The sequence below is a fragment of the Streptomyces sp. NPDC127190 genome (genome assembly GCF_042672505.1).
Lineage (GTDB): Bacteria > Actinomycetota > Actinomycetes > Streptomycetales > Streptomycetaceae > Streptomyces.
This window is the reverse complement of record NZ_JBHXVE010000002.1, coordinates 197,057-210,505: the sequence shown is the minus strand read 5'-3', so window position 1 is coordinate 210,505 and position 13,449 is coordinate 197,057. Positions and strand designations below refer to the sequence as shown.

Here is a 13,449-nt window from a genome sequence, read left to right as displayed (position 1 = left end):
GGCATGGCAGCGATCGATCTCGACACCTATGTGAAGGGTGTGCTCGACGGGAAGCGGGCCCTGGTGGCCCGCGCCATCACGCTCGTCGAGTCCACCCGGCCGCAACACCGGGCGCTGGCACAGGAGTTGCTCACCGAGCTGCTCCCACACACCGGCCGGGCGCGGCGGATCGGGGTGAGCGGGGTGCCGGGCGTCGGCAAGTCGACGTTCATCGACGCGTTCGGCACCATGCTGACCTCGCTGGGCCACCGGGTCGCCGTCCTCGCGGTGGACCCGTCCTCCACCCGCACCGGCGGCTCGATCCTGGGCGACAAGACCCGGATGGAGCGGCTGGCGGTCGACCCGGACGCCTTCGTCCGGCCCTCCCCCAGCGCGGGCACGCTGGGCGGGGTCGCGAAGGCCACCCGGGAGTCGATGGTGGTGATGGAGGCGGCGGGCTACGACGTGATCCTCGTGGAGACCGTCGGCGTCGGCCAGTCGGAGACCACGGTCGCCGAGATGGTGGACTCCTTCCTGCTGCTCACCCTGGCCCGCACCGGCGACCAGCTCCAGGGCATCAAGAAGGGCGTCCTGGAACTGGCCGACGTGATCGCCGTCAACAAGGCGGACGGCCCGCACGAGCGGGACGCGCGGGCGGCCGCCCGGGAACTGGCAGGCGCGCTGCGGCTGATGCACGGCCGGGACGCCTTCTGGACCCCGCCGGTGCTGCACTGCAGCGCCCGGGAGTCCACCGGCCTGGACACGGTCTGGGAGCGCCTCGAACAGCACCGCATCCTGCTGGACTCCACCGGCCGGCTGGCCGCCAAGCGGCGGGACCAGCAGGTCGGCTGGGCCTGGGCGATGGTGCACGACGAACTCCTCGGCCGGCTGCACACCGACCCGGCGGTCCGCGCGGCCGTACCGGACCTGGAACAACAGGTCCGGGAGGGCCGGCTGACACCGACCCGGGCCGCGGAGCACATCCTGGCGGCGTTCGAGGGCCGTACGACGGCATCCTGAGCCGCCGCCCGCCGGGCCACCGCTGAGCGGCGGCCCGGCGGGTCGCGACCACGCGGTGGTGGCGCGCGGCCGAACCCTGGCCGGAACTCGCCGCGCCCCCGACGGCCGGTCCTAGAGTCGGTTGTCCTGGTGATCTCTGTGAGGGGGCCTGAGTACTGTGGCGGACAAGCGGGTTGTCGTCGTGACCGGCGGAGGCACGGGTATCGGGGAGGCCACGGCCCGGCTGCTGTGCGAGCAGGGGCACCATGTGGTCGTGTCCGGCCGGCGGGCCGAGCCGCTGCGCCGGCTTGCCGCGGAGACCGGGGCGTTGGCGTATCCGTCGGACGTCGGGGAGGCCGAGGCGGCCGAGGGGCTCGTCCGGGCGGCGCTGGACGCGCACGGGCGGCTCGACGGGGTGGTGCTGAACGCGGGCATCGGCCGGGGTGGCGCGGTGGGGGACCTGACGCTCGCCGACTGGGACGAGGTGATGCGCACCAATGTCACCGGTCCGCTGCTGCTGCTGCGCGCCGCGATCCCGTACCTGCTGGAGTCCCGGGGTGCGGTGGCCGCCGTCGCCTCGGTGTCCGCGCTGCGCAACGGCACGGGCAACGCGCCGTACGCCACGTCCAAGGCGGCCCTGCTCCAGCTCTGCCGTTCCGTGGCCGTCGACTACGGGCGGCGGGGGGTGCGGGCCAACGTCGTGTGCCCGGGCTGGGTGCGGACCGAGATGGCCGACCGCCGGATGGCGCGCTTCGCCGTGGAGGCGGACCTGCCGGGCGGTGACCTGGCGGCCGCCTACGCGGAGGCGACCCGGGTGCTGCCGGCGGGGCGCCCGGGCGAGCCGCGCGAGGTGGCGGAGGCGATCTGCTGGCTGCTGTCCCCGGCGGCCTCGTACGTCAACGGAGCGGTCCTCACCGTCGACGGCGGCGCGACAGCCGTGGACCCGGGCACCCTGGCGTTCGACTTCGGCATCACCCCGCGCGACGGCGAGGACACCTCCGCCCTCTGACGGACCGCGCGCGGGGTCAGCGGAGCGCGACGACGACGCAGCTGTCGCCGTACTGCCAGACCGTGCCGGCCCGGGCGAATCCCGCCTGCCGCAGCAGGCGGAGGTGGTCGGCGAGGGACAGCCGGACGGTGCCGCCGGCACTGGTGGCCGGCTGCCGCTCGCGGCGTTCGGCGAGGAGGTCGGCCAGTTCGGGCTCCGCCGCGGCGGCGGTCCACCAGGCGGTCCAGTCCTCCTGGTCGAAGGCCCGCCGCCGCTCGGCCCGGCGGCGGCCCACGCACTCCGCCACCTCGGCGAGCACGGCGTCGTCCGGCGGCAGGTGGTCGCCGTTGACGAGGACACCGCCCGGGCGCAGCAGCGCGGCGAGTTCCCGGTAGACGCGGGCCAGCGTGCCGGGGCTCAGATAGTGCAGGGCGGTGGAGGAGACGACCGCGTCCAGGGGGCGGTCCAGGGCCAGCGCGTCGATCCAGCCGGGCGCGCCGATCACGGTGTCGACATAGCGGGCCGCGTCGGCGTGGTGGGTGCGGGCCAGCTCCAGCAGCAGGGGGTCCCGGTCCACGGCCACGATGTCCGCGTCGGGCAGTCTGCGGGCCAGCCGCGCGGCCAGCGAGCCGGGACCGCAGCCGAGGTCGGCCACCAGGGGCCGGTCCGGGCGGCCGGCGGTGCTGTGCTCGACCACGTCGGCGATCACCGTGAAGCGGTCCTCGCGGTCGACGGCGTACCGCTGCTGCTGGAGTTCCCAGCGTTCCACCCAGGTCTCGGCCGTCGCCAGACTCAGTCCCATCCCGTCGTGCCACCTCGCCGTCTCGCGCCGCGGGTCCGTGCCTCGCACCCTACAGCTGGAAACGGTTTCCATTACATTTTAGTGGTGCTTCGGGGGGACCTATGTCACCCGAGAGTGGCAAGCACCGTCAGCAGCCGGTCGATCTCCTCGACGGTGTTGTACACATGCAGGCTCACCCGGACCGACTCGGTCTTCTCCCCCTCGCCGCCCTGGCAGTGGTGGTCGCTGCGGACCATGAAGCCGTGGCTGAACAGGATGAACCCCAGGTCGCCGGAGCCGATCTCGCGGTGCCGGAAGGTGACGATGCCCCGGCGCTGCTGCACGGTCGATCCGACGGCGAGGCTGGTCCGGCAGCCGAGGATCTCGTAGCCGGGCAGGTGGCGCAGCCCGTCGGTGAGCCGGGCGGCCAGGGCGACCGTCCACCGTTCGATGCGTTCGGTACCCGCGCCGCGCAGCCAGTCCAGCGCGGCGGCCAGCGAGAGGATCCCGACGGTGTTGGGGCTGCCGGACCAGCCGCCCGGCACGAACGCGGGACCACGGGCCTGCCTGGCCCAGACCGCCCCCGAGCCGGGCAGCGCCAGGGCCTTGTGCCCGGAGAAGGCGACGAAGTCGACATCCAGTCGCGCCAGGGACACCGGCAGGTGACCGACGCTCTGGGAGGCGTCCAGGCAGATGACCGCGTCCGGGCCGACCGCCTCCCGGATGCGGTGGACGTTCATGTCTCCGCCGTAGACATGGTGGACATGGGTGGCGGCGACGAACCGGGTGCGCGGGCCGGCGAGCCGGGCGAGGGCCCGGTGGTCGTAGTCTCCGGACGCCTGCTGGTACGGCATCGGCAGCACGCTGATGTGTGTGCCCTCGCGGGCCAGCTGCCGCTGGGTCTCCAGCCAGGGCTCGATGTTGGCCCGGTGGTCGGCGAGGGGTACGACGATCTCGTCGCCGTCGGTGAGGAGTCCGGGCAGCCAGTCGCGGGCGATGGTGCGCAGCCCCTCGGTGGTGCCGCTGGTGAAGTGCACCGCCGACCGCTCCGGTTCCGGGTCGCCCAGGAACTGCCGGACCGTGTCCCGGGTCTGTTCGACCAGGGAGGTGGTGTGGTTGGCCCAGGGGTAGGTTCCCCGGCCGGCGTTGGCGTTGGCCGTGGTGAGGTAGGTCTGGACGGCGTCGAGCACCGCCCGGGGCTTCTGGGAGGTGGCCGCGCTGTCGAGGTACACCAGGTCCGGGTGCCCGGTGATGATCGGGAACTGGGCCCGCAGCGCGCGCTGCCACTCCCGCAGTTCCTCGGGGACCGCACCGCTGCTCAAGGCGGTCATCGCGGTCACTCCCGCACCAGCGGGGCGCCGGCGTCCCGCCAGGCGATGATGCCGCCGGCCAGGCTGCGCACATCGGGGTGGCCCAGCCTGGTCAGCAGTGCGGCGTACCGGGCCGACTTCTCACCGACCGGACAGGCCAGCAGCACCGGCCGGGTACGGCTGAACGGCAGCCCGCCGCGCAGGAGTTCCTCGAAGAGTTCGTCCACGATGTTGACCGAGCCGTCGATGTGCAGGGCGGCGAAGGCGTAGGGGCTGCGCAGGTCGACCACGAGCGGGTCGCCGGTGGCGATCCACTGCCGGGCCTCGGCGACCCCGACGGCGGGTGCCGCCCGCACCTCGGCGTCGGTGAGGTCGGCCGGGGAGTCGGCGCGGCGCGGGCGCCCGAACAGGTCGGGGCGGCGCTGCCGTACGTAGCTCAGATAGCTCTCGACGCGGTCGCAGACGATGAAGACGGCGGTCTGCCGGTCCGTCGCCTCGCCGTCGACGGCCTTCAGCCTGCGGACGGCGCCGAAGTAGGCGGCGCCCCCGGTGGGCCCGGCGAGGATGCCGCAGCGGCGGTTCAGGGTCAGCATTCCCTCGATCGCGTCGTCGGAGTTCACCGACTCGATCGCGTCATAGGTGCCGGGGTCGAAGAGGCCCACCTGGTGTGCCTCTTCGATGGTGCGGATGCCGGGGATGAAGTCGGACTTGGCGGCGACCAGCCCGAGGACCCGTACGGCCGGGTCCTGTTCGCGCAGCGCCCGGGCGACACCGGTGGAGGAGCCCGCCGTACCGACGCAGGCGATGAACCAGTCCGGGGCGCGGCCGTCCAGGTCCTTGACGATCTCCGGTCCGGTGCCGGTGAGATGGGCCTCGGTGTTGCGCGGGTTGAAGTACTGGTCCGTGTGCAGAGAGGCGCTGCCGGGCTCGGACAGGGCCCGGTGGAAGAGGGTCAGCGGGTCGTCGGTGGCCGTCGGGTCCAGGCACTCGCTCTGGCCCGGCAGCTCCTCGATCTCCGCGCCGAGCAGCAGGAGCAGCTCCTTGATTTCCGGGATGCGCATCCGGTTGGTGACGCTCTTGAAGGTCAGCCCGTACATGCCGGCGAGTACGGCCAGGGCCTTGGCGGTGTTGCCGCTGGACAGCTCGACCAGCTGGCTGCCCTGCGCGGCCGCGTCGGCCAGGAGCGGGCCGGCCATGTTCCAGGCGGCGCGGTCCTTGACCGAGCCGAACGGGTTGAGCAGCTCCAGCTTGGCGTACAGATCGATGTGGCGCAGACCGTGCACGGCCGGGTCGATCCGCACCAGCGGCGTGTTGCCGATGGCCTCGGTGATGCTGTCGTACCTCACTGCGCTCCCCCCAGGTCGTGCCCCGCCCCGCCCATGGACGCGGTCGGCCAGTACTCGTCGTCCAGGCACCAGCGCCATGCCCCGCCCTCCCGCCAGACGGCGGCCTTGCGCGCGACCGGCTGCCGCTGGGCGTGCGTGGCGTGGAAGTCCATGCAGTAGCCGGCGGTGTTGGCGAAGGCCAGCAGATCGCCCGGTGCGGGGCGGCGCGGCAGAAAGACCGTCCGGCGCGTGATCAGGTCGGTCTCCAGGCACAGGGCGCCGAAGAGATGGACGGCCACCGGGCCGTCCGCGCCCGCCCGCGCCGGGTCCCGGGGGACGAGGACGGGGTCCATGAGCACACCGTGTTCCTCCAGCCCCACGTCCGTTGCGGCCGCCGCGAGCCGTACGAGGAGTTCGCCGCCGTCGTCCTGGGTCCGCACCTCCAGCACCCTGGCCAGGGTCAGCCCGCACTGGTCCAGCAGGGCGCGGCCGGGCTCCACATACAGGTCGTACAGGTGCTCCAGCAGCAGCCCGGCGAGCGGCCGGCCGCCGAAGGAGGCGGCGGGATGCGCAAGGAGTTCGTCGAGGTAGCGCGGGCCGGCGACCGGGCGGTGGGCGGGGTAGAGGCCGAGCGAGCCGCGCAGTGTGCCACCTTCGTTGCGCAACCCGTAGCCGTGCCCGCCCCAGGTCAGCGGCGGCCGGGTGCCGAGGGCGGCGGCCGTCAGCTCGGTCGTGTACCGCTCCCACTGCTCGCCGTCGTCGAGATAGCCGGCGCCGAAGCCGCCTCCGACGTCCACGGCCGACGGGCGCAGTCCGCGGCCGCGGCACTCCTCCAGGATCCGCAGACAGCCCTCCAGCGCCGTCGCCTTCTCGGCGACGCCGGTCGTGTCCAGGTGATAGGCGAGGCCCGTCAACTCCACGGCGTCGGTGTGCCGTTCCACCGCCGCCAGCAGTCCCTCCCACTCCTTCACGGGCGTGCCGAAGCGGCTGCGCCGGCTCAGCACCCGCACCCCGGAGGCCTCGAACCCCGACAGCCGGAGCAGCACCCGGGTACGCGGCAGTCCGAACCTGCGGACCAGCGCGGCGAGTTGCTCCAGCTCGGCCGGACCGTCGACACCGACGGTGACCGAGGTGCGCGCGGCCAGCCACAGGAACTCGGGGTTCTTCGGGCCGGTGGCCATGATCCGGTCAGGGGTGAAGCCGGCGCCGAGCGCGTGCTGCAACTCCCCCACCGAGGCCACGTCCACCCCGGCGTCGGTGGCGGCCAGCCGCCGCAGCAGGGCGCTGGACCGGTTGGCCTTGTGCGCGAAAAACACCTGCCCGGACAGCCGATGGCGTCCGTACACCGCCCTGAACTCTTTTAAGTTGACCTCAAGTTGCTCGGGCACCACCAGATTCAGAGGTGAACCGAGGGCGTCGGTGAGGGTGTGCAGCAACTCGCGGGAGTCGAGGAGCGAACGCAGCCCCTCCTCCAGCCGCGGTGCGAGATACAAGGGCTGCCCGCCCATACCCGGCCCTCCCCCAGCACATCGGGCCCGGCAATTCCGGGCACTCCTCCCACTCCCCGCAGCGCGCCGTAGAGCACCCTTCCCACCCGTCGGCCGCTTTACCCCCCACTTGGGGATGTTCGGGGCGCAGCGCGGGGCGCGACCGTAGGAGGGATGCGCCGTGGCAGCGCGTCACGGCGGGATCCCGTGGTCAGTGGCGGAGAACGGACCCACGCGCCACGGAAGGCTGCCGTTCGGTACGGCTCCGCACCAGCTCGCGCAGCTTCGCCCGGGTCTCGGGGTCCGTGGAGTACACGACCGTTCCGACCATGCCCCGGGTGAGCAGCACCTTGTACGTGTTCCGGATCAGCCGGTCGACGTCCGTGTCGGGGGTGGACTTCTTGAAGACCGGGTCCTTGGAGGCCGTACGGTTCGTGACCCAGCGATCGCCGCGCCAGACCAGGTCGCCGCCGATGATCACGCCGGACCAGTCGTACTCGAAGCCCTGGGCGGTGTAGACACAGCCGACCTGCCCGAAGCCCGCCGGGTCGGTGGCCCACAGCGCGGCCGGGGGTGCGCCGGAGACCGAGCGGTCGCCGCGCAGGTTCCACGGGCGGGCCCAGTCGCCGATGACGACGTCGGGAGGCAGCGGCTGGCCGGGCTTGGGCTCGGGCGACCAGCGCCAGCAGTAGCCGGCGGACATACGGGCGCCGTAGCCCTGGGCGCGGCGGGCTTCGAGGAACGCCTCCATCTCCTGGGGGCTGTCGGCGACCAGCAGCTGCATACGGTCGTCGGGCTCCCAGACCACCGGCCCGCCCGGCTCGAGGCCGAGGAGCCGGACCACCCAGCGCAGGTAGGCGTCACTCCCCCCGCAGCGGAACTGGCTGTCCAGGGGCACCACCTGGCACGGGATGCCCCGCCTGGCCGCTGCCGCCTTGATCTCCGCCACCGTACCCATCTCGCCCGGGCGTACGACCTGGTGCTCGTCGAGGAAGAAGACGGGCACGTACGCGACATCGATGAGTTCGTCGATCTGCGCCCTGCCGGTCCGGAGCGCCGCGCGCGTGTAGCGGTTGGCCGAGGTCTCCCGGATGCGGTGCGCCTCGTCGCAGATCAGGGCGCCCAGGCTGTTCTTCTCTGCGGTCATGAAGCTGTTGAAGTACTTGAACAGATCCTGGACTTCCCGCTTCCGGGATCCGGCGACCTTCCTCATCGTCTTGGTGAACGACTGGGAGCCGGTCGCGTGCAGCGCCGGGACCCCGCGCCGGTACAGCTCGCCGAGCAGTTGGAGAGCGATCACGCTCTTTCCGGTACCCGGCCCGCCCGTGACGATGACGACTTCCTTGCGATCGGCGTGCTTCGCCTTCTCCACCGCGTTGAGGACCATGCGGTAGGCGACCTGCTGTTCGTCGAGAAGGACGAACTGCTGGCGCTCCCGCACCTCCTCTGCGGCCACGGACATCAGTTGCTTCGACGGAACGGTGACGCCCGCGAGCAGTTCGTCCGCCGCCCGGGCCCCGGGGTGCCGGTCGCTCAGCCTCGCGCGGAGATGGTCCAGGAAGGCGCCGCGACTCTCGCCGGTGAAGAGCAGCCCCTTGTCGTCGCGCTCGATCTCCCGCAGCCCCGCCACCCCGAACTCGGTGGCGTTGTGCAGGAACGCCACTCCGCCGACCCGGTCCCGGTGCTCGGCCACCGCACCGTTGAAGTTGACCAGGTAGTCGCAGTAGCGGTGCACCTGCTCGACGGGGTTGAGCACCGGGTGCGCGTAGGCGTCGACGTGACACAAGGTGGAGTCGTCCTCGTGGGGCAGTGCCTGGCTCCACTGTTTCAGCTCCACCACGACGTACGACGGTTCCCCGGTGTCCGGGTGCACGCCCGCGAGTACGGCATCCGCGCGCTTGCTGTTCAGCGGCAGCGCGTACTCCAGCATGACCTCCACGTCCCCCAGGCCGGCGTCGTTGAGCGCCGCCGCCAGGACGGGGATGCTCCGCTCCCAGGAGCGGACCTCCGAGGCGCCGGGGCGGTAGCCGTGCATATGGACGAACTGGTCATTCAGGTACAGGAACAGTGAACCGTCGAGTGCCATGACGGCGACCGTTTTCGCGGACGCGCGGAACAGCAAGGACTTCCCCCAGGCAGCACGAAGAGACTCGTGCGGGTGGGGGCGTGTCCTTCGAGACTCCACCGCGGTGGAGCGGAAGCCCGTCGGGCCGCGTTGACGATGCCTCCGAGATTACCCGGCGGCACCGACAGCCGTACCGGCGGCCGAAGAGCCGGCACCGCGTGCGTCAGCGCTGGGGATGGGCCGCCGGTGTGGGCGGCCATGAGCCGGACGCTTGCCGAGCCGTATGCGGCCGGGGCGGGGGTCGCGTCGTAACCTGCGGCCATGAGCGATGTCGCCCCCCACACCCCGCGCGAGGCCTTCGACCTGCTGCTGGCCGGCAATCACCGCTTCGCCGCCGGGACGCCCGAGCATCCCAACCAGGACGCCGCCCGCCGCGCCGGCCTGGCCTCCTCCCAGCGCCCTTTCGCCGTGCTGTTCGGATGCTCCGACTCCCGGCTGGCAGCCGAGATCATCTTCGACCGCGGGCTGGGAGACCTGTTCGTCGTGCGCACCGCCGGACATGTCGCGGGGCCGGAGGTCCTCGGCAGCATCGAGTACGGCGTGCATGTGCTGGGCTGTCCGCTGGTCGTGGTCCTCGGCCACGACGCCTGCGGTGCGGTGGCGGCGACCCGTGAGGCGGTGGCGGAGGGTACGACCGCCCCCGGCTTCCTGCGGGACGTGACGGAACGGGTGACGCCAAGTGTGCTGGCCGCTCAGGCCGCCGGGGTGAGCACGGACGACGAGTTCATCGACACGCACGTCCGGCACACGGTGGACCTCCTCGTGGAGCGCTCCCGGGAACTGGCCGACCAGGTCGCCGCCGGCCGCACCGCGGTCGTGGGCCTCTCCTACCGCCTGGCCGACGGCAACGCCCGGCTGGTCACCGCCCGCGGCCTGGATCCCAGATGACGTGTGCCGACCAGACGGAACCGGCCTCACCTGGGTGAGGCCGGCCGTCGGTGAGCTACCCAGGCCGGTTCAGCGCTGGAGGGTGAGAAGACCCGGTCGCCACGGCAGCTGGTCGTAGGGACCGCTCGCGGACGGCGACTTGCCCTGGTAGAGGAGCTGGAGGTTGCAGGGGTCGACGGTCATGGTCTGGTCGGGGTTGTCGCGGACCAGGTCACCGTGGCTGATGTCGTTGGTCCAGGAGGCACCGCTGTTGGCCTTGCCGGCGAAGGGGTTGCTCTCGGTGGCGGCCTGCGGGGTCCACGAGCCGTTCAGGCTGGTGGCGGTGAAGGAGCGGAAGTAGCGCTGCTCGGTCGCGCCCCGCGCCTCGACGATCATCAGGTACTGGTTCTGGCCCTTGACCTTGTAGACCTGCGGCGCCTCGAACAGGTTCTTCACCGTGTCGCTCATGACCGTCGTGTACGACGACCCGAAGTTGCCCGGGAAGTTCCCGATCGGCATGCTCGCCCGGTAGATGCTGCCGTTGTCACCGGCGAAGAACAGGTAGATGTTCTGGTCGTCGGCGATCAGGGTCTGGTCGATCGGGGCGGCGCCGCCGGGGAGGCTGCCGGTGAACAGCGCCTGCGGCGCGGACCAGCCGTTGGGGTTGGTGGGGTCGGTGGAGGTGCGGTAGAAGAAGGGCCACTGACCCCATTGGGACGCCAGTACCCAGATCTTCTTGGGCGCGAAGTAGAACAGGGTGGGCGCGACCGTGGCCTGGTTCATCCCGGTCTGGCCGGCCGACGCCATGTCGGACCAGTTCGTGAAGGGCTGGAACATCATCGAGCCGTACGACGACCCCGACACGTTCGACGCGTAGACCAGGTGCTTGCCGTTGTACGTCACGTTGGTGAAGTCCTTCAGCGACACCCAGCCGTTCGCCGGCTGTGCCAGCGCACCGGTCGAGGACCACCGGTAGGTCGACGGCAGCGAACACGTGCCGCCACCCGGCGGGGTCGTCCCGGACAGGCCGGTCCACTTCTGGTTGTCCGTGCCGGCGCAGTTCCAGAGCTGCACCGCCGTGCCGTTGGCGGTGGCGCCGCCCGAGACGTCCAGGCACAGTCCGGACTCCACGGCGACGACCGTGCCGTCGGAGTTCACCCGCCACTGCTGGTTGGTGCCGCCGTTGCAGGACCAGATCTCCACCTTGGTCCCGGCCGTGGTGGCGTGGCCCGGAACGTCCAGGCACTTGTTGCCGTACACGGTGAGCTGGTTGCTGTCGGTCAACGTCCACTGCTGGTTGGTCCCGCCCCAGCAGTCGTAGATCTGTAGAGACGTGCCGTCGGTCTGGCTGGCGCCCGGCACATCGAGACACCGGCCGGAACCGACACCGCGCAAGGCGCCGCTGGAAGCCGCCTGCGCCGGGGCGGCGACGAGCATCGCCGCCAACGCGGCCAGGGCCGCCACCACGGCGGCGAGCACCCCTGACGGATGCCTGCGGCTGAAACTTCCTGGGTGCATGGATACGTCCTCAACCTTCAGTTGGCGGGGCCATGACACGCGCATCCCTGACATGCAGCGCTGGCCGGGTGTTCGTTATCCCGAACAAGGATCGAAGGGTCGAGCAACCCGAATGATAGGGAACCAGGGAACGGCGTCAATACCTCTCGCACGGATCGTCATCATCACCGAAACATTCGAACCGACGAAGGTCGACCAGCGCCGGCTGCACCGTCAAATTGCTGGCCCGTAAGCGACTTGACCCCGGAACGGGACGATGCGCGGACGGTGCAGCCACTCGGCCAGCCCTGCCTCAAACGTCTGCGATACGCCGCAATTTCCGCACGCCGTCGACGTCGACATCGGAGATCGTCGTCCGCTTACCGGATTATCGAAAGTTTCGAATGTCAATCGGAAATTTCTGCTGCGGAGAGGATTGACGATCCACGGTCACGCCTCAATCATCACTGGCCGGACGACGCAATTCCCTGCGCATCAAATCGATCAGCGATTTCTACCTCGGAGGCACAGCCATGGGCTCGTATGCCCTTCCCAGATCCGATACCCGCCACAAGAGCCGCAACCTGCTGCTGGCGCTGGTCGTCGGCGTCCTCGGTGTGGTCACCGCACTGGCCGCACCGCCGCCCGCACACGCCGCCGAGACCACGCTCGGCGCCGCGGCGGCACAGAGCGGCCGCTACTTCGGTACCGCCATCGCCGCCGGCCGGCTGGGCGACTCGGCGTACACGTCGATCGCAAGCCGTGAGTTCAACATGGTGACGGCCGAGAACGAGATGAAGATCGACGCCACCGAACCCCAGCGCGGCCACTTCGACTTCAGCGCCGGCGACCGCGTCTACAACTGGGCGGTGCAGAACGGCAAGCGGGTGCGTGGCCACACGCTTGCCTGGTACGCCCAGCAGCCCGCCTGGATGCAGAGCCTCAGCGGCAGCTCACTGCGCCAGGCGATGATCGACCACATCAACGGCGTCGTGGGCCACTACAAGGGCAAGATCGCCCAGTGGGACGTCGTGAACGAGGCCTTCGCCGACGGCAATTCGGGAGCTCGGCGGGACTCCAACCTGCAACGCACGGGCAACGACTGGATCGAGGTCGCCTTCCGCACCGCGCGCGCCGCCGACCCGGCGGCCAAGCTCTGCTACAACGACTACAACATCGAGAACTGGAACTGGGCCAAGACCCAGGCCGTGTACGCCATGGTCCGGGACTTCAAGCAGCGCGGCGTGCCGATCGACTGCGTCGGGTTCCAGTCGCACTTCAACAGCGGCAGCCCGTACGACAGCAACTTCCGCACCACCCTCCAGAATTTCGCCGCTCTCGGCGTCGACGTGGCCATCACCGAACTCGACATCCAGGGCGCCTCGCCCACGACCTACGCCAACGTGACCAACGACTGCCTGGCCGTCCCGCGCTGCCTCGGTATCACCGTCTGGGGTGTGCGCGACACCGACTCCTGGCGATCGGGGGACACTCCGCTGCTGTTCAACGGCGACGGCAGCAAGAAGCCTGCCTACACCGCCGTCCTCAACGCACTCAACGGCGGCAGCTCCACGACGCCCCCTCCTGCGACCGGCGGAGAGATCAAGGGCGTCGGCTCGGGCCGTTGCCTGGACGTGCCCGGATCCAGCACCACCGACGGCACACAGGTCCAGCTGTGGGACTGCCACAGCGGCACCAACCAGCAGTGGACGTACACCGACGCCGGTGAGCTCAGGGTCTACGGCAACAAGTGCCTTGACGCCGGCGGCACAGGCAATGGTGCCAAGGTCCAGATCTACAGCTGCTGGGGCGGCGACAACCAGAAATGGCGCCTCAACTCCGACGGATCCATCGTCGGCGTCCAGTCCGGCCTCTGCCTCGACGCCGTCTCGGCCGGCACCGCCAACGGCACCCTGATCCAGCTCTACTCCTGCTCGAACGGCACCAACCAGCACTGGACCCGTACCTGACGTGACGGTCCCGGGGGGGGGCGCCCGGGGCGGCGCCCCCCCGCCGCCCACCCCCCCCGGGGGGGGGCGAGGCCACACACCGGGCCCCGCTCCGGGGGGCCGCCCGGCCGATGCCCCTCAG

10 protein-coding genes are annotated in these 13,449 nt (G+C 71.1%); 4 read left to right on the top strand and 6 right to left on the bottom strand.

The window, feature by feature from the left end; genetic code table 11:
* Positions 1 to 3 precede the first annotated feature (3 nt).
* Together meaB and ACFVIU_RS04250 are read left to right on the top strand one after the other, a co-directional pair.
* Entirely contained in the window at positions 4 to 999 is a 996-nt protein-coding gene (gene meaB, locus ACFVIU_RS04255; protein ID WP_385840510.1) for a methylmalonyl Co-A mutase-associated GTPase MeaB, read from the top strand.
* A gap of 157 nt (positions 1,000 to 1,156) precedes the next feature.
* Entirely contained in the window at positions 1,157 to 1,987 is an 831-nt protein-coding gene (locus ACFVIU_RS04250) for an SDR family NAD(P)-dependent oxidoreductase (protein ID WP_385840509.1), read from the top strand.
* Between the two features lie 16 nt (positions 1,988 to 2,003).
* Here the strand turns inward: ACFVIU_RS04250 and ACFVIU_RS04245 are convergent, their stop codons facing one another.
* From ACFVIU_RS04245 to ACFVIU_RS04225, 5 genes are all read right to left on the bottom strand, one after another.
* On the bottom strand, positions 2,004 to 2,768 hold the full coding sequence (locus tag ACFVIU_RS04245; RefSeq protein ID WP_385840508.1) for a class I SAM-dependent methyltransferase: 765 nt from the start codon (positions 2,766 to 2,768) through the stop codon (positions 2,004 to 2,006).
* Positions 2,769 to 2,872: 104 nt separating this feature from the next.
* Complete coding sequence (locus tag ACFVIU_RS04240) at positions 2,873 to 4,078, bottom strand: aminotransferase class V-fold PLP-dependent enzyme (RefSeq protein WP_385840507.1); 1,206 nt, start codon at positions 4,076 to 4,078, stop codon at positions 2,873 to 2,875.
* A gap of 5 nt (positions 4,079 to 4,083) precedes the next feature.
* Entirely contained in the window at positions 4,084 to 5,403 is a 1,320-nt protein-coding gene (locus tag ACFVIU_RS04235) for a pyridoxal-phosphate dependent enzyme (protein WP_385840506.1), read from the bottom strand.
* Positions 5,400 to 6,890, bottom strand: coding sequence for a Y4yA family PLP-dependent enzyme (locus tag ACFVIU_RS04230; protein ID WP_385840505.1), 1,491 nt, complete (start codon positions 6,888 to 6,890; stop codon positions 5,400 to 5,402). Before ACFVIU_RS04230 ends, ACFVIU_RS04235 begins: the two co-directional genes overlap by 4 nt.
* Positions 6,891 to 7,080: 190 nt before the next feature.
* A complete protein-coding gene (locus ACFVIU_RS04225) occupies positions 7,081 to 8,991 on the bottom strand; it encodes a DNA/RNA helicase domain-containing protein (RefSeq protein ID WP_385840504.1) in 1,911 nt (636 codons plus the stop codon).
* Between the two features lie 264 nt (positions 8,992 to 9,255).
* Here ACFVIU_RS04225 and ACFVIU_RS04220 point away from each other — a divergent pair, with 264 nt between their 5' ends.
* Positions 9,256 to 9,882, top strand: a complete 627-nt coding sequence (locus ACFVIU_RS04220; protein ID WP_385840503.1) for a carbonic anhydrase — start codon at positions 9,256 to 9,258, stop codon at positions 9,880 to 9,882.
* Positions 9,883 to 9,951: 69 nt separating this feature from the next.
* Here ACFVIU_RS04220 and ACFVIU_RS04215 read toward each other — a convergent pair whose 3' ends face one another.
* Complete coding sequence (locus ACFVIU_RS04215) at positions 9,952 to 11,379, bottom strand: non-reducing end alpha-L-arabinofuranosidase family hydrolase (RefSeq protein WP_385840502.1); 1,428 nt, start codon at positions 11,377 to 11,379, stop codon at positions 9,952 to 9,954.
* A gap of 512 nt (positions 11,380 to 11,891) precedes the next feature.
* On the opposite strand from ACFVIU_RS04215, the gene ACFVIU_RS04210 reads away from it, so the two are divergent.
* Complete coding sequence (locus tag ACFVIU_RS04210) at positions 11,892 to 13,328, top strand: endo-1,4-beta-xylanase (RefSeq protein ID WP_385840501.1); 1,437 nt, start codon at positions 11,892 to 11,894, stop codon at positions 13,326 to 13,328.
* Positions 13,329 to 13,449: the final 121 nt, after the last annotated feature.